This window comes from Nocardia carnea NBRC 14403 (genome assembly GCF_000308515.1).
GTDB lineage: Bacteria > Actinomycetota > Actinomycetes > Mycobacteriales > Mycobacteriaceae > Nocardia > Nocardia carnea.
Map to the genome: position 1 here is coordinate 96,974 of NZ_BAFV01000020.1, position 25,438 is coordinate 122,411.

The 25,438-nt window shown below is 68.3% G+C and carries 20 protein-coding genes; 15 read left to right on the forward strand and 5 right to left on the reverse strand.

The window, feature by feature from the left end; translation table 11 throughout:
• Positions 1–28: 28 nt before the first annotated feature.
• Positions 29–655 carry a TetR/AcrR family transcriptional regulator gene (locus tag ON22_RS06925; RefSeq protein ID WP_051157238.1) on the reverse strand — a complete coding sequence of 209 codons (627 nt, stop codon included), beginning with the start codon at positions 653–655 and terminating at the stop codon, positions 29–31.
• Positions 656–758: 103 nt separating this feature from the next.
• Between ON22_RS06925 and ON22_RS06930 the strand changes: the two genes are divergently transcribed.
• Positions 759–2,336, forward strand: a complete 1,578-nt coding sequence (locus tag ON22_RS06930; protein ID WP_033245252.1) for an FAD-binding oxidoreductase — start codon at positions 759–761, stop codon at positions 2,334–2,336.
• A complete protein-coding gene (locus ON22_RS06935) occupies positions 2,333–3,268 on the forward strand; it encodes a diacylglycerol/lipid kinase family protein (protein ID WP_051157239.1) in 936 nt (311 codons plus the stop codon). The genes ON22_RS06930 and ON22_RS06935 overlap by 4 nt, the downstream gene beginning before the upstream one ends.
• A gap of 80 nt (positions 3,269–3,348) precedes the next feature.
• Here the strand turns inward: ON22_RS06935 and ON22_RS06940 are convergent, their stop codons facing one another.
• The gene (locus tag ON22_RS06940) at positions 3,349–4,038 is read right to left on the reverse strand and encodes a P-loop nucleotide/nucleoside kinase family protein (RefSeq protein ID WP_231508609.1); all 690 of its coding nucleotides are present in this window, start codon (positions 4,036–4,038) and stop codon (positions 3,349–3,351) included.
• 287 nt (positions 4,039–4,325) lie between these two features.
• On the opposite strand from ON22_RS06940, the gene ON22_RS36575 reads away from it, so the two are divergent.
• The 12 genes from ON22_RS36575 (at position 4,326) to proB (ending at position 20,299) form a co-directional block, all read left to right on the forward strand.
• Positions 4,326–4,565, forward strand: coding sequence for a hypothetical protein (locus ON22_RS36575; protein WP_156052310.1), 240 nt, complete (start codon positions 4,326–4,328; stop codon positions 4,563–4,565).
• A 47-nt stretch (positions 4,566–4,612) separates the two neighbouring features.
• Entirely contained in the window at positions 4,613–5,515 is a 903-nt protein-coding gene (locus ON22_RS06950; RefSeq protein ID WP_051157240.1) for an SGNH/GDSL hydrolase family protein, read from the forward strand.
• Positions 5,512–6,774, forward strand: a complete 1,263-nt coding sequence (locus tag ON22_RS06955; protein WP_051157241.1) for an acyltransferase family protein — start codon at positions 5,512–5,514, stop codon at positions 6,772–6,774. The genes ON22_RS06950 and ON22_RS06955 overlap by 4 nt, the downstream gene beginning before the upstream one ends.
• 364 nt (positions 6,775–7,138) lie before the next feature.
• A complete protein-coding gene (locus tag ON22_RS06960; RefSeq protein ID WP_033244696.1) occupies positions 7,139–9,817 on the forward strand; it encodes a valine--tRNA ligase in 2,679 nt (892 codons plus the stop codon).
• Complete coding sequence (gene folC, locus ON22_RS06965; protein WP_033244697.1) at positions 9,814–11,274, forward strand: bifunctional tetrahydrofolate synthase/dihydrofolate synthase; 1,461 nt, start codon at positions 9,814–9,816, stop codon at positions 11,272–11,274. Before ON22_RS06960 ends, folC begins: the two co-directional genes overlap by 4 nt.
• A gap of 70 nt (positions 11,275–11,344) precedes the next feature.
• Positions 11,345–11,761, forward strand: coding sequence for a DUF4233 domain-containing protein (locus tag ON22_RS06970; protein WP_033245256.1), 417 nt, complete (start codon positions 11,345–11,347; stop codon positions 11,759–11,761).
• Between the two features lie 82 nt (positions 11,762–11,843).
• On the forward strand, positions 11,844–12,260 hold the full coding sequence (ndk, locus tag ON22_RS06975) for a nucleoside-diphosphate kinase (protein WP_033244698.1): 417 nt from the start codon (positions 11,844–11,846) through the stop codon (positions 12,258–12,260).
• A gap of 406 nt (positions 12,261–12,666) precedes the next feature.
• Positions 12,667–16,575: a translation initiation factor IF-2 N-terminal domain-containing protein gene (locus tag ON22_RS35500; RefSeq protein WP_081595384.1), complete on the forward strand. Its 3,909-nt coding sequence runs from the start codon at positions 12,667–12,669 to the stop codon at positions 16,573–16,575.
• 331 nt (positions 16,576–16,906) lie between these two features.
• On the forward strand, positions 16,907–17,218 hold the full coding sequence (gene rplU / locus ON22_RS06985) for a 50S ribosomal protein L21 (RefSeq protein ID WP_033244699.1): 312 nt from the start codon (positions 16,907–16,909) through the stop codon (positions 17,216–17,218).
• A gap of 42 nt (positions 17,219–17,260) precedes the next feature.
• Positions 17,261–17,527, forward strand: a complete 267-nt coding sequence (rpmA, locus tag ON22_RS06990; RefSeq protein ID WP_033244700.1) for a 50S ribosomal protein L27 — start codon at positions 17,261–17,263, stop codon at positions 17,525–17,527.
• Positions 17,528–17,680: 153 nt separating this feature from the next.
• Entirely contained in the window at positions 17,681–19,138 is a 1,458-nt protein-coding gene (obgE, locus tag ON22_RS06995; protein ID WP_033244701.1) for a GTPase ObgE, read from the forward strand.
• Between the two features lie 39 nt (positions 19,139–19,177).
• On the forward strand, positions 19,178–20,299 hold the full coding sequence (proB, locus tag ON22_RS07000; RefSeq protein WP_231508610.1) for a glutamate 5-kinase: 1,122 nt from the start codon (positions 19,178–19,180) through the stop codon (positions 20,297–20,299).
• A gap of 35 nt (positions 20,300–20,334) precedes the next feature.
• Here the strand turns inward: proB and ON22_RS07005 are convergent, their stop codons facing one another.
• The 3 genes from ON22_RS07005 to ON22_RS07015 all read right to left on the reverse strand — a co-directional run bounded on the left by ON22_RS07005 (position 20,335) and on the right by ON22_RS07015 (position 24,287).
• On the reverse strand, positions 20,335–20,994 hold the full coding sequence (locus tag ON22_RS07005; protein ID WP_051157242.1) for an endonuclease V: 660 nt from the start codon (positions 20,992–20,994) through the stop codon (positions 20,335–20,337).
• A gap of 130 nt (positions 20,995–21,124) precedes the next feature.
• Positions 21,125–22,006 (reverse strand): hypothetical protein, encoded by an 882-nt coding sequence (locus ON22_RS07010; protein WP_033244702.1) that lies wholly within the window; start codon positions 22,004–22,006, stop codon positions 21,125–21,127.
• Between the two features lie 184 nt (positions 22,007–22,190).
• Positions 22,191–24,287 (reverse strand): ABC transporter permease, encoded by a 2,097-nt coding sequence (locus ON22_RS07015; RefSeq protein WP_231508611.1) that lies wholly within the window; start codon positions 24,285–24,287, stop codon positions 22,191–22,193.
• A 243-nt stretch (positions 24,288–24,530) separates the two neighbouring features.
• Here ON22_RS07015 and ON22_RS07020 point away from each other — a divergent pair, with 243 nt between their 5' ends.
• Positions 24,531–25,169: a TetR/AcrR family transcriptional regulator gene (locus tag ON22_RS07020; protein WP_033244703.1), complete on the forward strand. Its 639-nt coding sequence runs from the start codon at positions 24,531–24,533 to the stop codon at positions 25,167–25,169.
• The last annotated feature ends 269 nt before the right edge of the window (positions 25,170–25,438 follow it).

Consider the following 25,438-nt stretch of genomic DNA (forward strand, 5'->3'; position numbering starts at 1 on the left):
GGCGGGGCGGTGGTCCGCGGGCCGTGCGCTACTCCTTCCTGGACGAGGGGGCCTCGGGCGCGAGGTACGCGTCGAGGGCGTGCCGGAGTTCGGTATCCATTGCCGGTCCGTCGAGCAGTTCGGCGACCGTGGCCGCCGATTGGACCGCCGACTGCGCGATCAGCAGGACCATCGCGGCCAGCTGCGCCGGGTCGCCGCGGCGTACCGATCCGTCGGTCTGACCTGCGCGGATGCCGGTGCCGAACAGGTCGAGCAGTTCGTGTTGATTGCGGCCCAAGCGGCCGAAGACATAGGTGAGCATGAGGTCGGTATCGGTGCGGAAGATCTTGCCGAACAGGGGGTTCGACCGCACGTGCGCCGCGCCGTCGATGATGCCGGTGACCAGGCGGTTCCGTGCGTTGCCCGATTCGGGCGCGGCTGCGGTGATGATCGCGCGGAGTTCGCGCACCAGCAGTTCGCCGATGAGTGCGCTGCTGTCGGGCCAGCGCCGATAGACCGTGGGCCGGCTCACCCGCGCGCGGCGGGCGACTTCGGCGAGTGTGGTTCGCCGGACCCCGAATTCCGCGACACAGTCACGTGCGGCATCCAGGATGAGCCGATCCACGGAACCGGCGTCTTCGGGGACTGCACCAGCGGACACGGGCTGCGACCTCATCTCACTTCGTTACTGCTTGACAGAACATGTCAAACTGTAACGCATGACCACTGGGCAGGGCGACACCACCGAAGAACCGGCCGCGACCACCGCACGACCCGATATGGTGTGGGACGCCTGGGGAGTTCCCGCCGGGCACACACCGCTGCCGGAGCAGATCCGCGGCCTGCTCGGCCAGGTGTTCGGCGTCTCCGGGGAACCGGCGATACGTCGTGATGAGGGCGATGTGCCGCTGCGGCCGCCGGTCCTGTCCGCGGACCGGCGTGCCGGACTCGCGCGGGTGGTGGGGGAGCAGCACCTATCCACAGCACACATCGCCAGGTTGCGGCATGCCGGCGGAAAAAGCACTCTCGACCTGCTGCGGCGGCGCGCCATCGGTCCCCAGGACGCCCCCGACGCCGTGGTCTACCCGGCCGATCACGCGCAGGTGGCCGATGTGCTCGCCTACTGCTCCGAACAGGGCATCGCCGTCGTACCGTTCGGCGGCGGAACCAGCGTGGTCGGCGGGCTGGACCCGGTACGCGGCCGTTTCGAGACGGTGATCGCCCTGGACCTGCGCCGCCTCGACGCCTTGCTGGACTGCGACCCGGTCTCCGGTACCGCGACCTTCGGCGCCGGGGTCACCGGGCCGCGCGCCGAAGAGTTACTCGCCGCGCACGGGCTTTCGCTCGGGCATTTCCCGCAGAGTTTCGAATTCGCCAGTATCGGCGGTTTCGCCGCGACCCGTTCGTCGGGGCAGGCCTCCGCGGGATACGGCCGTTTCGACGATATGGTCCAGCGGCTGCGGGTTGCCACTCCCGCGGGGACAGTGGAACTCGGCCGGGCGCCGGCCTCGGCGGCCGGACCGGATCTGCGTGAACTGTTCGTCGGTTCCGAGGGGTCGCTCGGAGTGATCACCGAGGTGACTGTGCGGGTGCATCCGGTCCCCGAGACCACCGACCATATGGCCTGGTCGTTCCCGGATTTCGCCGCCGGTGCCGCCGCGTTGCGGGCGGTCGTGCAGGCCGGCGCGGCTCCCACCGTGCTGCGGTTGTCGGACGAGGCGGAAACCGGGTTGAATCTGGCCCGCTCGAAGGATGTCGGCGGCGCCCCGGTTTCCGGATGCCTGGCGGTGACGACCTTCGAGGGCAGCGCGGCCCATGTCGCTGCACGCAGCGCCGAGGCGGCCGACCTGCTGCGCGCGGCCGGCGGTACCGAACTGGGGCCCGATCCCGCCCGGGCCTGGGAGCACGGCCGTTTCGCGGCGCCCTATCTGCGTGATGCCCTGCTCGACGCCGGGGTGCTGTGCGAAACCCTGGAAACCGCTACCACGTGGAACCGCCTCGCCGAACTGAAAACGCAGGTCACCACCGCGCTCACCGAGTCGCTGACCGCCCAGGGCACGCCCGCGCTGGTCATGGGCCATATCTCGCATACCTACCCGACCGGCGCCTCGCTGTACTTCACCGTTGTGGCGAAACTCCTCGATGATCCGATCACGCAGTGGCTGACCGCGAAACAGGCTGCCGGGGATGCCATCGCCGCCGCCGGCGCGACCATCACCCACCATCACGCCGTCGGCGCCGACCATCGCCGCTGGCTACCGGACGAGATCGGCGAGCTCGGGGTGCGGGTGCTGCGCGCGGTGAAACACGAAATCGACCCGGCCGGGATCCTCAACCCTGGCACACTGCTGCCATGACCGAGACCGGCGGCCGCGGAGCCGATCTCCGCGAGGTGCAGGCGGTCGCCGTGGTGACCAACCCGTCCGCGGGTCAAGGCCGGGCCCGCGACGCGGCACGCACGATCATGGAACAGCTGTCCCGCGACGGGGTCGAGATCCTCGAGATCCATGCCCCCTCTGCCGCCGCCACGCGGGAACAGTTGCGGGCCGTCCTGGTTGCCGGACCGCCCGATGCGGTCGTCTGCGTCGGTGGCGACGGGCTGGTCTCCACAATTCTCGATCCGCTCGCACATACGGCGGTCCCGCTCGCCCTGCTCCCGGCGGGCACCGGGAACGATCTCGCACGTGAACTGGGAATCGGCGACGATCCCCGCGCCGCCGCCGACCTGGTCCGCCGGGGGAGCGTGCGCACGATCGATCTGGGCCGGCTGGAACCCAGCGGGCACGAACCGATGTGGTTCGCGACGGTGGCCTGCACCGGTTACGATGCCCGGGTCACCCTGCGCGCCAACCGGATGCGTAGGCCGCGCGGGCGGTTGCGCTACACGTTCGCCGCGGTCGCCGAGATCGCCCACGGCACCAGCGTGCCGTATCGCATCGAACTGGGCGGGGACCGTTCGGATTCGGTGATCGAGACCGAGGCACTGCTGGTCGCGGTGGGTAACACCACCACCTACGGCGGCGGGATGCGGATCTGTCCCGATGCCGTCTGCGATGACGGGCTGCTCGATGTGACGGTCGTGGGCAAGGTGTCGCATCTGGAGATGCTGCGCATCCTGCCCGCCCTGTCGGCGGGTAAGCGGATCGAGCATCCTGCCGTGCGCCAGTATCGGGTCGAATCGGTGCGATTGTCGGCACCGGATGCCCCCGCCACTGCCGACGGCGAACCCGCGGGGCGCCTCCCGGTGACGCTGCGGATCGCACCGCGCGCGCTGACGGTGTTGTGTTGACCTCTGGCGGTACGGGCCGGGGAGACGCGGCGGAGCCACCCCGCGCGGGCGGGCCGACATCCGCTCCGCTCGCTACCGGGTCAGGCGGCGAACCTGATCTCGTGCAGGTGATCGATACCGGAGCGGTCCAGGATGACCACCGACTCCGGTTGCGGCCGCGGCCCCGTCCCGCTCTCGACCCGGTCCAGCAGGCGTCTCCAACGCCGGACATGCCAGTTGAAAGAGGCCCGGCCCACCCGTCTCCCGCGGGCGTACTGCCCGTCCCGGGCGACCGCGGCGGGGACATCCAGCAGCACCATATGCAGTTCGCGACCGCGTAGCGCGGCCCAGCGGGTCAGCATATGCCGGGTGAAGGTGACGGTGCCGCAATCGTGGACCACCACCGGACCCGTATGGTCGCGCAGAGCGATCCAGATCCGCCGGAAATGCACCAGATGCACCACCGGGCGCCACAGCGGGTAGGGCAACCAGGCCAGCCGGTGCCGCCACGAGTTCCGGGCCTGGATCGAATCGAGTACCAGCGAACCGCCGGGGCCCACCGGCGCGGTTTCGGCGTCGGATTCGGAACCGAACAGTTTGCGCAGCGCGGTGCTCTTACCCGCACCCGGGATACCCGCGAAAATCACTGTGGCCGTGGGCGGATACCGCAACTCCCCGGTACGGCGGCCCCGTAGGTCCACGACTCCCCTCGGGCTCACGACGAACGAATCCGATTCGGGGAAGACGGATTCGGGGGGATACAACGGGACCGAGTCGAGCGGGGGGTTCACGTGGTCCAGGGTCCCCAGTGCGAACGAATTCGGCAACTGTACGTGGTGCGCCGCCCGCAGAGTGCCGGACGGTAACGAGTCCGGCGGGTCCGGCGATATCGCCGGTGAACAATTCCGCGACCCGGAACGGGTGGGTCGTGGATGCCGAAATGTCTGCAGGATTGGGAATCTTCATGAAACGTTGCCTGGTGACCGTGTTTGCATGCGCCGCGGTGGTTCTCGGCGTAAGCGGGTGTGGCGACGACTCCGCATCGCACGATGACCACCCGACAACCTCCAGTACCGCTGTGACCAGCACGGAAGCGCCGGCGAGCGTCGCCTCGACCACTCCGGCGCCGCAGAGCCCGCCACCGGCTCCCGCTGCCGTCGAACCTCCGCCGGCCGCGGAACCACCGGCCGGGGAACCGGCCCCGCAACCTCCCGCGCAGCAGCAGGCGCCCGTCCAACCCGAACCTGCTCAACCCGAGCCCGCCGAACCCGAGCCGACACTCACGCTCCCCGATTTCGATCCGCAGGCCGGCTACTGATCGACGGATAAATCGTGTTGCGCAAATTTTTCCGGTGGCGAGGTGGAATGGCCGGCGCCGTGGTGGCGGCCGCTCTCACCGTGACCACCCTGTACGCACCGGCCGCGGCGGCGCCGGTCGAAAACAACCGCCCCGCGGGAAGATCCCTGGTGGTGCTCGGTGATTCGTTCACCGCGAACTACCCGAAGCTGTTCTCGGGCACCAAGGAGTGCCTGCACGCGGCCACATCGTGGCCGACCCGGCTGGGCGAGCGGATGGGGGTCGCGGGTACGCCGGAGTTCGTGGATGCCTCCTGCAGTGGTTCCACGATCTCGTCGGGGGAGGGCTGGTGGCTGGTGCACGAGGTGGCCGAGGCGGCAAAGCAGCAGGCATTCGGGCCGGAGACCGAGGTCATCGCGATCCAGACCGGAATGAACGATGTCTGGTCCAAGACCAATTCGGCATCGTTGATCACCTCGTTGCAGTCCTGCGTGTTCAATTTCGTGGACGGATGTGGGCTGGAGGCGGCCGAACAGGGACGGTTCACCGAGTACCGGAACGTCACCGGCCGACTCTACGCCAAGCGTATCCGCGAGGTGATCACCTATATGCGCTACTACGCGCCGAACGCCCGGATCATGCTGGTCGGATACCCGGAATTGTTCCCTGCCGGGCAGGAGCATGTGTGTGTGAACGTACTCGGCGCCGGGCAGGTCGTGCAGCCTCGAGGCCGGGCGGTAACCGAATACCTGGACCGCCTCGACAACGCGCAACGGGAAGCCGCGGAGCTGCTGGAACTCGAGTTCGTCGATATCCGCTCGGTGACGGCGGGCCACGGGCTCTGCTCGGCCGAGCCGTGGCTGAACGGTTTCTTCGATCCCGCGGCCGATGTGGCCGGGATGCCGTTCCATCCCTCGGCGCACGGTGATGTGGTGACCGCAGCGGCAGTGTACGAAGCGATCCACCGGTGAAGACGGTTCCGGCCCGCGTCGAGAGCGGATCGGAGTTCCTCGATACGGCGGCGGTCCGGCCGTCGCTGCCGTCGCTGACGGGGGCACGCTGGTGGGCGGCGTTCGCCGTATTCGTATTGCACGCCCTGGTGTTCCTGCCGGTGTATCCGTTTCAGAAGTCGGAGCTGTTCCGCCAGATCCATCAGCTCATGCCCATGCAGCTGGGCGCCGCGGGCGTCACCTTCTTCTTCGTCCTGTCCGGGTTCATCATCTACTGGTCGTTCCGGCCGGGGAGCTCGGTGCCGCGGTTCTATTGGCGCCGGGTGCTGAAGATCTATCCGACGCATCTGGTCGCGGCCGTTGCGTTCATCCTGGTGGTGAGCGTCCCGTTGACGCGACCGGTGGTCTGGGCGCCGAACCTCGCGCTTATCCACACCTGGGTGCCGAAGTGGACGACGGTCGGCGGACTCAATGTGCCGTCCTGGTCACTTGCCGCGGAGATCCTGTTCTACCTGAGCTTTCCGCTCTTCCTTCCGCTGGTGCGCCGGATCAAGGGTCATCGGGTGCCGTGGGCGCTGGCGGGGACACTGGTGGCGATCCTGCTGCTGCATACCGCGTACTACCTGTGGGTGCCCGGCCCCAAGGGGATCGCGAATACGTTCGCGCCCCGGCTGATCCCGGGTGAGGATTCGCCGTACTTCGAACTCCATGCCGCGCCCATCTGGTTCGAACAGTCGGATATCCCGGTGGCCTTGTCCTATTGGCTCAGCTACAACTTCCCGCTCTCGCGGCTGCCGGAGTTCTTCCTCGGGGTACTCGCGGCACGGCTGGTGCTGGAGGGCCGCTGGCGCAACACCCGGCTCGCATGGCCGGTGATCGCGCTGCTGATCGCCTACGCGGCGACCTGGGTGGTGCCGCCGAACTACAAGATGTCGGCGCTGCTGCTCGCCCCGATGACGGCCCTGGTGGCCACGCTGGCCGCTCGTGACCTGGCGGGGATCCGGGGGTTCAGCGCCTCGCCGCGGATGGTCTGGCTGGGCAATATCTCCTTCGCCTTCTATCTGATCCAGTTCCCGGTGATGGCGTTGATCACCCGCTTCCTCATCGGCGGAAAACAGTTCGGCCTGCTGGGCTGGCTGGGGTTCGCCGCACTGAGTCTGGTCGTGTCCACGGTGGCGGGGGCGGCCATCTATCACTGGATCGACGACCCCCTGATGCGCCGATTCTCGGGTCGCCGCACCAGGGCCCGGGAGAAACCGGCGGTGAGCGCAGGTTTGTGACCGACCTGAGAATTCCGGTGCTCAAGCTGAGAATTGGTTGTGTATTCGCGGGGCCGCCGTGGAACGGCGGTAGGCTGATCGATGTAGGCGGAGTCTTCGGTGTCCCTCATCCACCGAAGGCTCCGCCTCGGTCTGTCTCGGCCCTCGGAGTCGCACCATCCGCTCCCGCCTTCCTCGGATTCCGTCGGCATCCAATGGTCGGGGCCCGCCCCTGGTCTGGAGCGACGGAGCGGGGGAGCGAAGCGGAGGAGCGGAGGAGTGAAGACCAGGGGTTAATAGGGCCCCGACCCGCGCCGCCGCAGGCGGCGCAATAGATGCAGCCCCGCGATGCCGGAGGCGCCGCCGATGACACTAGAATCGGCGCGTGACCAGCGCAGCCCCTGACAACACGCGTAATCGTGCCGATGCCCTCCCCAAGAGCTGGAATCCCGGCGAGGTGGAGGCCGACCTGTACGAACGCTGGGTAGCCGCCGGTTACTTCACCGCCGACCCGCAGAGTTCCGCGCCCGGATATTCGATCGTGCTGCCGCCACCGAACGTCACCGGCACCCTGCATATGGGCCACGCCCTGGACCACACCCTCATGGATACCCTCGCCCGCCGGAAGCGGATGCAGGGGTACGAGGTGCTGTGGTTGCCGGGTATGGATCATGCCGGTATCGCGACCCAGTCGGTGGTCGAGAAGCAGCTCGCGGCCGACGGTAAGACCAAAGAGGATTTCGGGCGCGACCTGTTCGTGCAGAAGGTCTGGGATTGGAAGCGTGAATCCGGTGGCGCGATCCAGGGGCAGATGCGAGCCCTGGGCGACGGTGTCGACTGGTCGCGTGACCGGTTCACCATGGATGAAGGCCTGTCGCGGGCCGTGCAGACCATTTTCAAACGGCTCTACGACGCCGGCCTGATCTACCGGGCCGAACGACTGGTGAACTGGTCGCCGGAACTGCGTACCGCCATTTCCGATATCGAGGTCAAATACGACGAGGTGGCCGGGGAGCTGGTGTCGCTGCGCTACGGGTCGCTCGACGATGCCGAACCGCATGTCATCGTCGCCACCACCCGGGTCGAGACGATGCTCGGTGATACCGCGGTCGCGGTGCACCCCGACGATCCGCGGTACCAGGACCTGATCGGCACCACACTCGAACACCCCATCACCGGACGGCAGATCCCGATCGTCGCCGACTCCTATGTCGATCCGGAGTTCGGTTCCGGTGCGGTGAAGATCACCCCCGCGCACGACCCGAACGACTTCGAGATGGGCCTGCGGCACAACCTGCCCATGCCCACGATCATGGACGAACGCGGCCGGATCGCCGATACCGGCACCGAATTCGACGGTATGGACCGTTTCGAGGCCCGGGTGAAGGTGCGTGAACGGCTGGCCTCCGAGGGCCGGGTCGTTGCCGAGAAGCGACCCTACCTGCACAGTGTCGGTCATTCCGAGCGCAGCGGCGAACCGATCGAACCGCGCCTGTCGATGCAGTGGTGGGTGAAGGTCGAGGCGCTGGCCGAGGCCGCCGGTGCCGCCGTGCGCAACGGGGATACCGTGATCCACCCGGCGAGCCAGGAACCGCGCTGGTTCGACTGGGTCGACGATATGCACGATTGGTGCATCTCCCGCCAGCTGTGGTGGGGGCACCGAATCCCCATCTGGTACGGCCCCGAGGGTGAGGTCGTCTGTGTCGGCCCCGACGAAGACGCCCCCGACGGCTGGGTGCAGGATCCCGATGTCCTCGACACCTGGTTCTCCTCCGGACTGTGGCCCTTCTCCACCATGGGCTGGCCGGACGCCACCCCGGAACTGGCGAAGTTCTATCCGACCAGTGTGCTCGTCACCGGTTACGACATCCTGTTCTTCTGGGTGGCCCGGATGATGATGTTCGGCACCTTCGTGTCCGACGATGCCGCGATCACCGCCGGCAAGGGCCCGGAATATCAAGTGCCGTTCAAGGATGTGTTCCTGCACGGCCTGATCCGCGACCAGTACGGCAAGAAGATGTCGAAATCGCGCGGTAACGGTATCGACCCGCTGGACTGGATCCGCGACTACGGTGCCGATGCCCTGCGGTTCACCCTGGCCCGCGGCGCCCAGCCGGGCGGCGACCTGTCGGTCGGCGAACCGCATGCGCTGGCCTCCCGCAGTTTTGTCACCAAACTCTTCAACGCCACCAAGTTCGCGTTGATGAACGGCGCTCGCACGGGCGACCTTCCGGCCCGCGATACGCTCACCGACGCCGACCGCTGGATCCTCGACCGGTTCGACGCGGTGCTGGTCGAGGTCGACACCGCGTTCGACGCCTACGAATTCGGTAAGGCCTGCGAGGCGCTCTACCACTTCGCCTGGGACGAACTCTGCGACTGGTATCTGGAACTGTCCAAGGTCCAGTTCACCGAGAGCGAGGCCCGCGCCGAATCCACCCGCGTGGTGCTGGGCACCGTCCTGGATTCGGTGCTGCGGCTGCTGCACCCGGTGATCCCGTTCGTCACCGAAACGCTGTGGCAGGCGCTGACCGGCGGCGAATCGGTGGTGATCGCGCAGTGGCCGCGGCCGACGGGCATCCCCGCCGATACCGGGTCCGCGCAGCGGATCGCCGATCTGCAGCGGCTGGTCACCGAGATCCGCCGGTTCCGCAGCGATCAGGGGCTGAACGACAAGCAGAAGGTCGCCGCGCGGGTGCTGGGTCTGGACACCGCCGGGCTGGACCGCCTGCATCTCGAGGTCGCGAACCTGGGCCGGCTCACCGAACCGGGCGCGGATTTCGCCGCCACGGCGTCGGTGGAGGTGCGGCTGAGTACCACCACGGTCACCGTCGAGGTGGACACCTCCGGCAGTGTGGACCTGGTGGCCGAGCGGCGCCGGCTGGAGAAGGACCTGGCCGCCGCGCAGAAGGAGCTCGCCGGCACCGAGGCCAAACTCGGCAACGACGCCTTCCTGGCCAAGGCGCCGGAGCAGGTGGTGGACAAGATCCGGTCGCGCCGTGATATCGCCGCGGCCGAGGTGGACCGTATCGGGGCCCGGCTGTCCGAGCTGAGCGGCCAGTGAACGACCACGAACCGAACCCGGAACCCGAGCCGCAGCACGGCGGCGCCCAGCTCGGTACCGGACCGTCGCCGGTAGAACTCGCGGAGATGGCGCTGGTCGAGGCCGAACTCGACCGGCGCTGGCCGGAAACCGAGATCGAACCGTCGCTCACCCGGATCTCGGCGCTGATGGATGTGCTGGGATCACCGCAGCGTGGGTACCCGTCGATCCATATCGCCGGCACCAACGGCAAGACATCGGTGACCCGGATGATCGATTCGCTGCTCACCGCACTGCACCGGCGTACCGGCCGGCTCACCAGTCCGCATCTGCAGCTGGCCACCGAGCGGATCGGCATCGACAACCGGCCGATATCCCCGGCGCACTACGTGGAGCTGTATCGCGAGCTGCAGCCCTATATCGAGATGATCGACGACCAGTCTGCCGCCGCGGGCGGCCCGCCGATGAGCAAATTCGAAGTGCTCACCGCCATGGCGTACGCGGCGTTCGCCGAAGCACCGGTCGATGTGGCCGTGGTGGAAACCGGGATGGGCGGCAGCTGGGACGCCACCAATGTGATTGCCGGCCAGGTCTCGGTGATCACCCCCATCGGCCTCGACCACACCGACTACCTGGGTCCCGATCTGACCGCCATTGCCAAGGAGAAGGCCGGGATCATCAAACCCGCCCCCGAATCCCTGGTACCCGTCGACAATGTCGCGATCATTGCCGAGCAGGATCCGGAAGCCATGGATGTCCTGCTACGCCGCGCCGTCGAGGTGGACGCGGCGGTCGCGCGGGCCGGCGCCGAATTCCAGGTATTGAGCCGCCGGATCGCCATCGGCGGTCAGCAACTCGAACTCCAGGGTCTCGGCGGCGTATACGACGAGATCTTCCTGCCGCTGCACGGCGAACACCAAGCCCATAACGCCGCCCTCGCGCTGGCCGCGGTGGAGGCGTTCTTCGGGGCGGGTTCGCAGCGCCAGCTCGATATCGAGGCGATCCGGGCGGGCTTCGCCGCGGCCACGAGCCCCGGCCGGCTGGAGCGGATGCGTAACGCACCCACCCTGTTCATCGACGCCGCGCACAACCCGGCCGGTGCGGCCGCGCTGGCGGCCACACTCACCGCGGAATTCGATTTCCGCAAACTGGTCGGGGTCGTGGCGGTGCTGGGTGATAAGGACGCGGACGGGATCCTCGCCGCGCTCGAACCCGTTTTCGAGGAGATAGTCGTTACCACCAACGGGTCGCCCCGCGCCCTGCCGGTCGATCGGCTGGCCGATCTGGCGGTGCAGCGTTTCGGAGACGAACGGGTGGTCACCGCGCAGAGCCTGCCCGATGCGCTGGAAACCGCTGTCGCCCTCGCCGAGGAAGTCGGGGAGGGCGGGGAGATGGTGTCCGGCGCGGGCGTAGTGGTCACGGGTTCGGTCGTCACCGCCGGCGCGGCCCGCGCGCTGTTCGGCAAGGAACCGGCGTGAGGGAAGGCCGCGCTGCCGGAGGTGGTGCCGATCAGCATCCTCGACGCCGCGCCAACGATAAGGACGCATGATGAGTGAGAGCGAATCGCAGGGGTCCGAGCCGGTTGCTGCCCCGCCGGATCCCTGGAAGGGGCTGCGCGGGGTGATGGCGGGGGCGCTGGTGCTCGAGGCGATCACGGTGCTGCTGGCCCTGCCGGTGGTCGCCGATATCGCCGGGGGGATCACCTGGGTCTCGGGGACCTATCTGGTGGCACTCGCCCTGATCATGGTTGCCGGGGCCGGGCTGCAGCGGCGGTCCTGGGCTATACCGTTCAACCTGGGCCTGCAGGCGCTGGTGCTGATCGGCGGCATCTTCCATATCTCCATCGCGATCATCGGCATTGTTTTCCTCGTCGTGTGGGGGTTCATCCTGGTGCTGCGGTCCGATGTCAAACGCCGGATGGAGGCGGGGACGCTGCCCAGCCAGCGGATGGGTGGAAGCTCCTAGCCCGGACCCTCCGGTGCCACAGCAGGGGCCGTGTGCGGACTGCGGTTGAGACCGGCTCGACCACGCCCATTAGGCTGGCCGCGTGACAGAGCAGACATTGATTCTGATCAAACCGGACGGCGTTGCGCGCGGTTGTGTCGGCGAGGTGCTGAACCGGGTCGAGCGCAAGGGCCTGAAGATCGCCGCCCTCGAGCTCAAGCAGGTGAGCGAGGAACTGGCCGGTGAGCATTACGCCGAGCACGCCGATAAACCGTTCTTCGGTTCGCTGATCCAATTCATCACCTCGGGCCCGGTGGTTGCGGCCGTTCTGGAGGGTCCGCGTGCGATCGCGGCCTTCCGGCAGCTGGCCGGCGGCACCGATCCGGTGGAGAAAGCCGCACCCGGCAGTATCCGCGGTGATCTGGGTCTCGAGACCCAGTCGAACCTGGTGCACGGATCGGACTCGCCCGAGTCCGCCAAACGCGAGATCGCCCTCTGGTTCCCCGAATTCCCGCTCTGAACACTGCCCGGTCACGGGCTTTCCGGATCCGTGCGAGTGCCTCGCGCAGCGCCATGGCGAACACCTGGCGCACGGTGTGGGATACTGGTACTTGGTTGCGCCTGACACAGGGTGCGACCGGATGACACACTGCGGAACGATGCCGCCATCGCTGCCGCGGACGTAGAAGCCGGAGATCTCGGCTGCGTCTGCCCGGCGCGCTGGACGAGTGCTCGGACCGCGGCGTTCAGCCAGATGCCAGGCGCCGCGTGGCCAGTTAGCCCGACCGACGTTCGATAGTGGAGATAACCGGGCACGCGGGGCGAGACCATTGACCTTGCGCCAACCGCGCGAGGCGGACGGAAAGCGTCCCCGCGACGGCCGCGTCACTCGTAGAGGAACGCGCCCGGGGGCCCGAGGAGACTTCGTGGCCGATCAAGAGCCGCTGGACACAACATCACAGGACGACGATCACTTGCCGGAGCGAATCCGAGTGCACGCCCTTGCCAAGCGCTTGGGCGTGACCAGCAAACGTATCCTGGCCAAGCTCAGCGAACTGGGGACCGAGGTCCGCAGCCCGCAGTCGAGCGTGGACCGGGCCGTCGCGGAATCGGTCCGCGAATCGTTGACCACCCCCAATCTGACCCCTGCCGAACCGGGCCTGTTCGAGCCGGCCGCTGCCGTCCCGGAAACCGGCGCGGCGGGGCAGTCGGAGCCTGCGAACGAGACGCTCGGTGCCGCCGAGGCCGACCCTGCCACTGTCGGCGGTACCGGGGCCGATGAGGCCCCGGCGCCGGGTGACGGGACCGGGCAAATTCCTGGCATCGAGACGGAAACCGTGGCCGCGGGTGCGGCGGTATGGGAACCGGAAGAGCCGGCCGCGCCCGATGTGGTGGCTGCCGGTACCGGTCTTGCTCCTGACCCCGCGACCGATACCGGCGCGGTGACATCCGCTGCCACCGGTGAACAGAGCACGACCGATTCCGGTACCGGAACACAGGCTGCCGGGTCCGTTCCCGCCGCCGAGGGTTCCGCAGAATCGTCCGGGTCCGCAGCGGTCTCCGTTTCCGCCACGGTCTCCACGAGTGCACCGCTCTCCCCGTCCGCACCGCCGCCCGCGTTCACCGCCGCGGCGAACCTGTTCGCGAGCCCGGTACGTGAGGAGCCCGCCGCCGCCGAACCGGTCGTTTTCGAAAGCGCGGTCGTCGCGGCCCCGCTGTTCCTCTCCCCGGATGCGGCCGCCGCCGAGGATCTGCGCCGTCGCCGCAAGGCCGAACAGCAAGCAGAGCAGCAGGCGGAGCGGCAAGCGGAGTCGAAGGCCGAGCCGAAGACAGAACGGCAGACCGAGCCGGAACCGGCCGCGGACAGCGACTCGGATACCGAAACCGAGGACGACCAGTCCGATCAGGGCGCCGATTCCGACGATCAGCCGCGCCGCCGGCGCCGGGGCCGCCGAGGCCGCGGCCGGGGCCGCGGGGAACAGCAGTCCGACGGTGACGGCGACGGCGATGCCGAGGAGGGCGAATCCGCAGATTCGGCCGAAACGTCCGCCGAAACCGAGGAGCGGTCCGCCGCCGGAGAGGAGGCCGACGACCAGGAAGCCGGCGATACCGGCGAGGAATCCGAGGGCGGTTCGAGCCGTCGCCGGCGGCGGCGTCGCCGCCGGAAGGTGTCCGGGGAATCCGGTGAGGCGACCGAATCCGCCGAGGACGATCCACCCAATACGGTCGTCCACGAACGCGAGCCGCGGAACAAGACCCGGGCCCGCGCCACCGTGGACGAGGTCCAGGGCATCAGCGGCTCCACCCGGCTCGAGGCCAAACGGCAGCGCCGGCGGGACGGCCGTGAGGCCGGCCGCCGCCGCCCGCCGATCCTCACCGAATCGGAATTCCTGGCGCGGCGCGAATCGGTCGACCGGGTGATGGTGGTCCGGGAGAAGGAGTTCCCCGGCCATCCGTCGGCGACCCAGGTCGCGGTGCTCGAGGACAACATCCTGGTCGAACATTTCGTCACCAGCACCGGATCGGCGTCCATGGTGGGCAATGTCTACCTGGGCAAGGTGCAGAACGTGCTGCCGAGTATGGAGGCCGCGTTCGTCGATATCGGCCGGGGTCGCAACGGCGTGCTCTACGCCGGTGAAGTGAACTGGGAGGCCGCCGGGCTCGGCGGCCGGGAACGCAAGATCGAGCAGGCGCTCAAACCCGGTGATCAGGTCCTCGTACAGGTCAGCAAGGATCCGGTCGGGCACAAGGGCGCCCGGCTGACCACCCAGATCAGCCTCGCCGGTCGCTTCCTGGTGTATGTGCCGGGCGGTACCTCCACCGGGATCAGCCGCAAACTGCCCGATACCGAGCGCAAACGTCTCAAGGAGATCCTGCGCGAGATCGTGCCCACCGATGCCGGGGTGATCATCCGCACCGCCTCCGAAGGGGTCAGCGAGGCGGAACTGACGCGCGATGTGGAGCGATTGCAAGCCACCTGGCGCAAGGTCTCCGCGGCCGCCGAGGGCGAATCCAACGCCCCGAAAACTCTCTACGAAGAGCCGGACCTGCTGGTGAAGGTGGTCCGCGACCTGTTCAACGAGGATTTCTCGAAACTGGTGATCGAGGGCGAACGCTCCTGGAACACGGTCGAGAAATATATCGGCACCGTCGCCCCGGATCTGCTCACGCGGGTTTCCCGGCACGAGAACAACGGAGTCGATGTTTTCGAGGCCCACCGGATCGACGAACAGCTGGCCAAGGCACTGGACCGCAAGGTCTGGCTGCCGTCCGGCGGCACCCTGGTGATCGACCGGACCGAGGCCATGACCGTGGTCGATGTGAACACCGGTAAGTTCACCGGCTCCGGCGGCGGCAACCTCGAGGAAACCGTCACCCGCAACAACCTCGAAGCCGCCGAGGAGATCGTGCGGCAGATGCGGTTGCGCGATATCGGCGGCATGATCGTGGTCGATTTCATCGATATGGTCCTCGAATCCAACCGCGACCTGGTGCTGCGCCGGCTCACCGAGGCGCTGGGCCGCGACCGCACCCGCCACCAGGTCTCCGAGGTCACCTCGCTCGGCCTGGTGCAGATGACCCGTAAGAAACTCGGCACGGGCCTGGTGGAGGCCTTCTCCACCACCTGCGAGCACTGCCACGGGCGCGGCATCCTCGTGCACAGCTACCCGGTGGAAACCGGCGGCGGTGACGAGAGCTCGGGCCGGGGTCGCGAATCCGGTTCGCGGCGGCGTCGCAACCGCGACAAGGCCGCGCCTGCCGCGGCCGCGCCGGCGCCGGTGCCCGAAATCTCGGAAGAGGAAGCGGCAGCCAAACGGGCGCATCCGGTGGCGCTGGCCATGGCCGCGCATCAATCGGAGGATTCGGCGGACGAGGCGGCCACAGCCGCGGACCAGGTCGCGACCGGAGAGGCCGCTGACCGGGCCGGGGACGAGACCGGTACGGAGACAGCAGCCCAGGCCGGCGGCGAATCGGGCCGGGCCGCCGCGGAACCGCGGCGGCGGCGTACCCGGGTCCGGCGCTCCGCCGGTGCCGCATCCTCCGGGGAGCGTTCTGCGGCAGAGTCGAACGGCAGCGCAGCGCACGGGGTCTCCGAAGCCAATGCCGCGGGTCCCGCCGAAGCCGCGGTCGATACGGCCGGAGTTGCTGCCGACACTGCGGGAGCTGCTGCCGGCACGGCCGGAACTGCCGCGGAGTCGGCTGGAGTCGCCGCGGAAACGATGGCGGACGCCGGCGGAGCGGATGCCGATACCGCAGCGTCGGTGACGGCTCCGGACACGACCGCCGCAAGCGCGGCGACCGCGGCTTCGGAGCGCATCGCGTCGACTGCCGACGCGGACGCCGATGTCGCAGCCGGTAGCGAATCGGACACACCGGGCGTTTCTCCCGGTGCCACCACCGTGCCGGACACTTCTGCCGCTGTGTCCACCGGCGCAGAACACGAGACCGGCACCCCGGTGACCGGGCCCGTCTCGAACGGTGCCCCGGAAACCGCTACCGCGCCGAACGGCACCACCGCCGCGGCACACGGCACCACTGCGCCGGCGCCGACAGGTGCCACCGCGGAGACCTCGGAAGAGCCTCCGGTTGCCGCAGCACCGGCCGAGGACGGTACTGCCGAGTCCCGGACCCGGCGGCGTCGCGTCGCCAGGTCCACGTCCGCACCGGCAGTAGACGCCGCAGCCGCGGTCTTCGTGCTGCCCGCCGAGGAGCCGCCGGCAGCACCGGCCGCCGACCTCGCCGCCGAGCCCGTGGCGGCCGAGATACCGGTCCGCCGGACACGGCGCCGCGCGGCCGGGCGCCCGGCGGGACCACCGGTCGACGAAGACAACTGAGTCGAGGTGAATGTGCCCGGTCCGGCTTTCGGATCGGGCACTTCGCTGTGCGCGGGACGTCTCGTACGCGGTGCGTGAACCGGGTGCAGTGGCCGGCGAACGGGTGCCGCGAGGGGACCGGTTTGGTCGCGGGAACCGGCATCGGGTAACCTTGGCACTCGCTGCCCGGTGACAGCATGTGCTGTTCCGTGGCCGGTTCCCGATACCGAGAGCCACCAGATACCGAGGCGGCGACGATTACCAGACCAGTCGTGCGGTGGATCCCGGTGCACTCCGAGAGACAACCGTGCGAACGAGTGCCGAGCACTATAGGAAGAAGGGCAGCCGACCGATGGCAACGTACGCGATCGTCAAGACCGGCGGAAAGCAGTACAAGGTCGCGGTCGGTGACCTGGTGAAGGTCGAGAAGATCGAGGGTGCACCGGGCACCTCCGTGGCACTGTCGCCGGTGCTCCTCGTCGATGGCGCCGAACTGACCACCGCAGCCGATAAGCTCGCGAAGGTTTCGGTGTCGGCCGAGGTGGTCGAGCAGACCAAGGGCCCGAAGATCCGCATCCACAAGTTCAAGAACAAGACCGGCTACCACAAGCGCCAGGGTCACCGTCAGCCGCTGACGGTCCTGAAGGTCACCGGCATCAAGTAACCACTCGCAGGGCTTTCGTCCCGCGCTGAAGGAGTATCAGCAATGGCACATAAGAAGGGTGCATCCAGCTCCCGGAACGGCCGCGATTCCAATTCCAAGCGGCTCGGCGTGAAGCGCTTCGGCGGGCAGACCGTCAAGGCCGGCGAGATCTTGGTGCGGCAGCGTGGCACCCACTTCCATCCCGGCGTCAACGTCGGCCGCGGCGGGGACGACACCCTGTTCGCGCTGGAAGCCGGTGCCGTGACGTTCGGCAGCAAGCGTGGTCGCAAGACCGTCAACATCGTGGTCCCGGAGCCGGTCGAAGCCTGACCGGCTGACGACTCCACCACAGCGAGCGGGTCAGGGTGATTCACCCTCGACCCGCTTTTCGCGTTTCTACGGTTCGCCGTAGAACCCCCGCGGTCCCGCTATCGGACGCCGCGCCTTCCCGACCTTCCAGTTCCCGAGGAGGATGATCCGGCCATGGCCAAGTTCATCGACCGCGTCGTTCTTCATGTCAGCGCCGGTAAAGGCGGCCATGGTTGTGCGTCGGTGCACCGGGAGAAGTTCAAGCCGCTCGGCGGGCCCGACGGCGGTAACGGCGGTAACGGCGGGGATGTGGTGCTCGAGGTCGACGCCAATGTGCACACCCTGCTGGATTTCCACTTCCACCCGCATGCGAAGGCCGGTAACGGTAAACCCGGCGAGGGTGGGAACCGGGACGGGAAGAAGGGTTCCGAGCTGCTGCTGAAGGTTCCGGACGGGACCGTCGTCCTGGATTCCGACGGTGAGGTCCTGATGGATCTGGTCGGTGCCGGCAACCGGTTCGTGATCGCGAAGGGCGGTCGCGGCGGGCTGGGAAACGCGGCATTGGTGTCGCGGGCGCGCAAGGCTCCCGGTTTCGCCCTCCTCGGTGAGGAGGGCGAGGTCCGCGATGTGGTGCTGGAACTCAAATCCGTCGCCGATGTGGGGCTGGTCGGTTTTCCGTCGGCCGGTAAGTCGTCGCTGGTCTCGGTGCTCTCGGCAGCGAAACCGAAGATCGCCGACTATCCGTTCACCACGCTGGTCCCGAACCTGGGCGTGGTGAACGCCGGTGACACCACTTTCACCATCGCCGACGTTCCCGGGTTGATCCCCGGTGCGAGTGACGGGCGCGGGCTGGGCCTGGACTTCCTGCGCCACCTGGAACGCTGCGCGGTACTCGCCCATGTCGTGGATCTGGCGACCCTGGAACCGGGCCGCGACCCCATCTCCGATATCGATGCACTCGAGGCCGAGCTCGCCGCCTACAAACCGGCGCTGCGCGGCGACGCGAGCCTCGGTGACCTGGCCGACCGGCCGCGCGTGGTGATCCTGAACAAGGCCGATGTGCCCGATGCCGACGACCTCGCCGATCTGGTGACGCCGGAGTTGCGCGAGCGCGGCTGGCCGGTTTACCGGATCTCCGCGGTCAGCCACGCCGGTTTGCGGCCGCTGACCTTCGCCCTCGCCGAAATGGTGCAGCAGTACCGTGAAGCGCATCCCAAGGCCGAACCGAAACGGCCCGTAATCCGCCCGATCGCGGTGGACGATTCGGGCTTCTCGGTGATACCCGACTCGGAGGAACCGGGTGGTTTCGTGGTCCGTGGCACCCGGCCCGAACGCTGGGTCCGCCAGACCCAGTTCGACAACGACGAAGCCGTCGGCTACCTGGCCGACCGGCTGGCCCGGCTCGGTGTGGAGGACGAACTGGTGCGGCTCGGCGCCGAACCGGGTGCGCCCGTGACGATCGGTGAGGTGACCTTCGACTGGGAACCGCAGATCGCCGCCGGCGCCGATATCGTTCCTACCGGCCGCGGCACCGATGTCCGGCTCGAACAGACCGACCGGGTCGGTGCGGCCGAACGTAAGCACGCCTCACGGGTGCGGCGTGGACTCGTCGACGAAGAAGACAGGGAGTAGGCAGGTGAACCTGGGGAACCGCGGAGCAGGGGCACGGCCGTGACCCAGTTGCCGCTAGAGCTCAGTGATGCCCGGCAGGCGATAGCCGGGGCACGGCGGGTCGTGGTGAAGATCGGTTCGTCCGCGCTCACCAGCCTGCACGGGGGTTTGGACAACGATCGGCTGGATCGGCTCGCGGATGCCATCGAGGCGCGGATGCGGGCCGGTTCCGATGTGGTGGTGGTGTCGTCGGGCGCAATCGGCGCCGGGCTGGCACCGCTGGGGCTCACCCGGCGGCCGCGCGATCTCGCGACCAAACAGGCCGCGGCCAGTGTCGGCCAGCTCGCGCTCGCGCATGCGTGGGGGACCTCGTTCGCCCGGTACGACCGCACCGTGGGCCAGGTGCTGCTCAGCGCCGACGATTTCGCCCGGCGCGAGCACCACCGCAATGCCCAGCGCACCCTGGACCGGTTGCGGTCGCTCGGGGCAGTCGGGGTGGTGAACGAGAACGATACGGTCGCCACGGAGGAGATCCGGTTCGGCGACAACGACCGCCTCGCCGCGCTGGTCGCCCACCTCGTGGGCGCCGACGCGTTGTTCCTGCTCTCCGATGTGGCGGGCCTCTATGACGGAGATCCGCGCAAGGGCGACGCGAATTTCATCGCCGAGGTGCGCAGCAGTGCCGATCTCGACGGTGTGATCGCCGGGAGCGGCGGTGTGCTCGGAACCGGTGGCATGGCCTCGAAACTGTCGGCCGCCCGGCTGGCCGCCGATGCGGGTGTGCCGGTGCTGCTGGCGGCCGCGGCCGATGCGTCGAGTGCACTCGGAACGGGCACCGTCGGTACGGCTTTCGCGGCCCGTCCGGTGCGTCTGTCGGCCCGCAGGTTCTGGGTCCGGCATGCCGCCGACAGTCGCGGTGCGATTCTCATCGACGCCGGAGCCGTCACCGCGGTGGCGCAGGCTCGGCGGTCGCTGCTCGCGGCGGGGATCGTCGGGGTACGTGGGCGTTTCCACGGCGGCGATGTGGTGGATCTGGTCGGCCCGGACCGCGCGATCGTGGCCCGGGGCGTGGTGGAATACGACGCGGCCGAACTCTCCACCATGCTGGGGCGGTCCACCCGGGAACTGCCGGACAGTATGCAGCGCCCGGTGATCCACGCCGACGACCTCGTGAAGGTCTGACGGTCCCGGCCGATGTAGCCGCTCGGTGCTCCTGCTCAGGAAATGCGGCCCAGATGGTCGGCGGTGCGGGTGGTTTCCGGTAGCCGGTAGCGGGGTGCCAGGCGTAACACCAGGTCGCAGGCCGAGTCGAGGGTGAAGCGGTGGCCCACCGAGACGTAGACCGGTTTGATCTCGCGTTGCGTGCGCAGGACGCGGCCGACGATTTCGCCGTCGGCGATGATCGGGCTCCAGTCGCCGCGATCGGGTCCGGGTGTGCCGGCCTCGCCGTAGGAGTTCTTCGCGACACCGATACTCGGCAGGCCGGTGAGGACACCGAGGTGCGCGGCCAGGCCGAAGCGGCGGGGATGGGCCAGTCCGTGGCCGTCGCAGACGAGCGCATCGGGTTCGACGGTCAGCTTCTCCAGGGCCCGGGTCAGTGCGGGGACTTCACGGAATGCGAAAAGACCGGATATATAGGGGAAGTCGATCCGTTCCCGGACCACGGCCTGGTCGAGCACCGTCAGCGATTCGGCATCGAGCACGGTCACGACTCCCACCGCGATATCCGGGTCCCGGTAGGCCACATCCAGCCCGGCCACCCGACGTACCGGCCCGTGGTCGTCGCCCACCACAACCTGCGACCGGAGTCGCTGCTGTATGGCGACGGCCTCGTCCTCGGACACCACCCATTCGTGCATCTGCCGCACCCGAACCATTCCCGGAGCCTGATCTGCGCCTCGGGAGGGATGTCTTCGCGGACGGTCACCCGCGGGCGGCAGGTGCGGCGCACTGCCGATTGTGTGGCCGTATCCGGCCCGGCAGCACATCCGAGGGGGGCTTCGCGGCTCACCCGGAGAAAGGATCCACGACCCCGTAGTTACGTAACCGCTCGACGGCGCGGTCGTCCGATAGTTCGGCACGCGCCTCGGGATGTTCGTGGTAGTAGCGGATCAGCCAGTACGTTCCCGCGGCCCCGATCGAGAGCTTTTCCGCGTGTATCCGTTTGATGCTCGTGCGACCGGGCCGGCGACCGGGGGATTCGATGCGGATGGTGCCCTTGGAATTGTTGCGCGACTGCACGGCGACCCGTTCCACAGCGGTCCAGCTCACCCGGTTCCCGATGGAGGTTTTGGTGGGTACCACGATATGCATCGGGGTGAGTACCAGGCGGCGGATCTCCGGGCGGCGCGCGTAGACCGCGAGGTATCCGAGCAGTACGGCCGCGACCGTGATCGCGAGCCATGGGGGGATCGGCAAACGCAGGGTGAGGTTGCCGGTCAGTACTCCGATTCCGTAGATCGCGCAGAGCGCCGCCGGGCTCAGGAAGCAGAGCACCAGCGCGATCTCGTAACCGAGCGAGCGGCGCACCACCAGCGCGCCGCGATCGCTGGCGAACCGGGCACCGTCGACCCTGATTCGCGACCGGCCCCGCGACGTCGCGGAGATCATCGGCAGGAACGAGGCCACCCAGACGGCGGCCGCGATATGCAGCGCGGTGAGCAGCGGTTCACCCGAGTCGACGGAGAGGGCCGCCTGGGCCGCGAGGAAGGTGGCGAGAATCGCCACCAGGAACACTGCCGGGTAGGTCCAGCCGTTGAGGTTGCCGCGCAGCTCGCGCGGTGGCGGGAAGAAGCCGCTCGGCCGAACCCGAGCCGGAGCGGCCTGCACACCCGGACCCGCCTCGGCTTCAGGCGGTTCGGCGGACAGCGTGCTCGGCTGGGATGTCATCGGTACTACCTGTACTCCAGGGTTGCTTCGGGTGCCTGTGATGATATCGGCAATCGCCCGGCAACTCCTGCTCGCGCGCCACGGGTGGCGTCAGTGCGCCATCGAGGCCGTTTTCGCACTCGGCCGTTCCGCTCGCGGCATCGGTGATGCCGCGAGCGGAACGTGTCGGATGCGTTCTACCGATTCAGTTTTCGGTGCCCACGGGCAACGCCGCGTCCGCGCGGCGAGGCCGCAACCGGTCGATCAGCATCACGACCACCAGCGAAATCACGCCCCATACCGCGAATGTCGCCACATGGGTGCCGACCGTATCCGCATCGAAGTACAGGATCGAGCGCACCGACTCCACTGCCGCCGGCATCGGCAGTACTTCGTGCAGGACCCGGAACATCTCCGGTTCCATATAGATCGACATGGCGCCGTTGGATGCGGGCACCCCGAGGAACATCAGTACTGCGATCACCGGGAGTACAGCCAGCATGCCGAGGAGTCGCACGAAGATCGTGGTGAACAGGGCTGTACTGAATATCGCGACCGCACCCACCCCTAGCAGTGGCAGGAAATGCCCGTGCACGGCGCCGACGAGCGGGCCGGCGATCAGCCAGACGATCGCCGACATCGCCAGGGACCAACCGGCCAGGAGCGGCAGCAGGGTGCGCAGGCCCATCACCATCGGTGCCGCCGTCGAGCCGACGATGATGATCATGAAGCCGGCCATGATCCAGCCCATGGCCAGATACATGCTCACCGTGCCCATACTGTCGGTATCGGCCAGTGCCGTGATGTTCTCGATTTCCATCGGCATCTGCTGACCGGCGGCGACCTGCCCGAATACCGTCTGCACCACCTGCTGCTGGCTCATCCCGGCGGCCTCGTTGGTGATCAGTGTGGCATGCGGGGTCTGCGCCGACGGCAGGATGTAGGCGGCCGATACCGTGCGGTCGCGAACGAGTTCGCGGGCCTCGTCGCTATCGATGGAACCACGCAGATCGAACAGGCCGGCCATGTTCTGGTCGAGACCCTGCACCACCTGATCGGTCATTTCCGGGGTGGCCGCGACGACCGCCACCGGCATCTCCTTGGGCGCCGGTTGATACATCGCGCCGAGCATGGTCGTCATCATCATGCCCACCATGGCCAGCGGGAAGAACGCCAGCAGGGCGTAGTGCACACGGGTACGTGGGCGTGGGCCGGGCAGCAGGGATTCGACGGTGCGCGCCGGCGGCGCGGCATTCGGATTACGGCGCCGTTCGAGCGCATCGATTCCCAGCGTGGCCAGTAGTGCGATCCCCGCACCGGCGGCGAGAACCGCCAGATGACCGGCCAGCCCGTTGCCGCCGAAGAACAGGATCGAACGCAACGCCTCACCGGTGGCCGGGGCGGGCAGGAAACCGTGCAGCACCGGGTAGAGCGAGGGCAGCGTGTACACCGACATACCGAGGTTCGAGGCCGGGACGCCGAGCACCATCAGGAACAACATGCCCACCAGCACGGCCATCGGCCCGAGGATCCGGGTCAGGAACAACTGCACCGAACCCACCGCGAACACTGCCAGCCAGCTGATACCCAGCACTTCCGCGGTATGGCCTTCGACGGCGCCGAGGATCGGATCGGCGACCGTCCACACCAGCCCGGCCATGAGCGCCGACCAGCCCGCGAGCAGCGGGACGAACCGCCGGAACCGCAACAGTTCCGGCGCCGAGGAAAGCATCAGGCTCAGTGGCATATATCCGGCGAGCATGAGCGCGGTGGTCATGAACATGACCGCCAGCCCGGCCGTATCGTGCGCCGGGAGCGGTGCGAGATCTTCGGTGCGCGGCTGGAGGTCGTCGGCGATCACCTGGGCCGACAGCACCTGGCCGATGCTCGACGACTGGGAGGCGCCTGCGGCACCGGCCGTATAGACCGTGGCGGGGCCGTCGGGGCCGGCCGGTAGCGAGACCGCGCCGGTGACCTCGCGGCCGAACACGAGTTCGCGGGCTTCGGCATCGCTGCCGGTGATCCGCACCTCTACGGCGGCGCCCTGATCGGCTTCCAATGCCGTCGCGAATTCGGCCGCGCCCGGCCCGGCGACCGCGACCGGCATATTGTTCGGCGCGGGTGCGTGCATGGCGGCGAGGTAGCCGGTGATCATCATGCCGACCATCAGGAACGGGAAGACGAACATGCCGACGATGCGGCCGATCTTCTCCTTTTTCGTGCGAGCCAGCTCTTCCTGGTCGGCTTTGTCGAGCTCCACCTGTGTGGGCGGGCTTTCGGTTTCGGTCGGCGAGGCAGTCACCGCGGCACTCCTTGCTGTGGGCAGATGCGAACCCGCGGGTTCGGCAGAAGATCCGGTGGGTTCTCGGCGGCGGGGCAGCGTCATCGATCCCTCGGGCCGCACACCCGGTATGGAACTAATTTACGCCACTTGACTTAAAATGGTGATACCCGCGGGCTGTGAGACTGATCGCAACCGCGTACCAGCGGTATGGGGGCAGGATGAGAACCTGCCCGCAGGCACGACAGAAGGCGAGGACAAACGGTGGGACGGCGCGGTGATCTGGCCAGGCAGGCCCTCCTGGACTCCGCCGAGGAACTGTTCGCGACCCACGGGATCGACTCGGTATCCAGCCGGCGTATCGCCGAGCACGCGGGCCAGTCCAACCACTCGGCGGTCACCTACCACTTCGGGGGCCGCGACGAACTCCTGCGCGAACTGGTGGACCGCTACCGCGAACCGGTGCGCCGCATCCGCGCCGATCTGATCGCCCGGCTCCCGGCCGATCCCGGTCTCACGGAATATCTGCAATGCCTGATCCTGCCGGTGACCAGCCATATCGGATCTCTGCCTACGCCGACCTGGCGGGCGCGGCTGCAACGTCAGTTGGCGATCACACCGTCCACCGCCGCCATGCTCACCGAATCCGCCCGTGCCGACGAGCTGACCGACCGCGTTATCGCGCAGATCCACGAATACCTGTCGGCCGTGCCGCCCACGGTGCGCACCGGTCGCGAGCGGATCGTGGGCCGCATGATCATCGATATCTGCGCCGAATACGAAACCCGGATCAGCGAGGGCACCCGAACCGCCGAATGGACAGCGCTCGGATACTTCCTCACCGACGCCTGCGCGGGCCTGCTCAGCGCCCCGGTGAGTCATCCGGATTTCGCCGGGTTGTAGGGACAGCCGGCCATCGCCGGTGAGACGAACCGGCGCAGTTGCCCCGGCCTGCCAGGCGGAAAGCGGGCCCCGAACAGGCAAGGCCCGACCACCGGTAGCCCCTCACCGAGCACGTTGTCGGGTCTCCGGCGTACACCGGTCGGCCGGGCCGGGGCGCCGCATCAGGAGCGGTGAGGCCGCGCAGATGGGCGTCGCAGCCGTGCACGGTGGCGCGGACGCTTGTGGCCGGCAATGCTCGGCCCGGCCGGAAGTCGATGGACCCCGGCCGG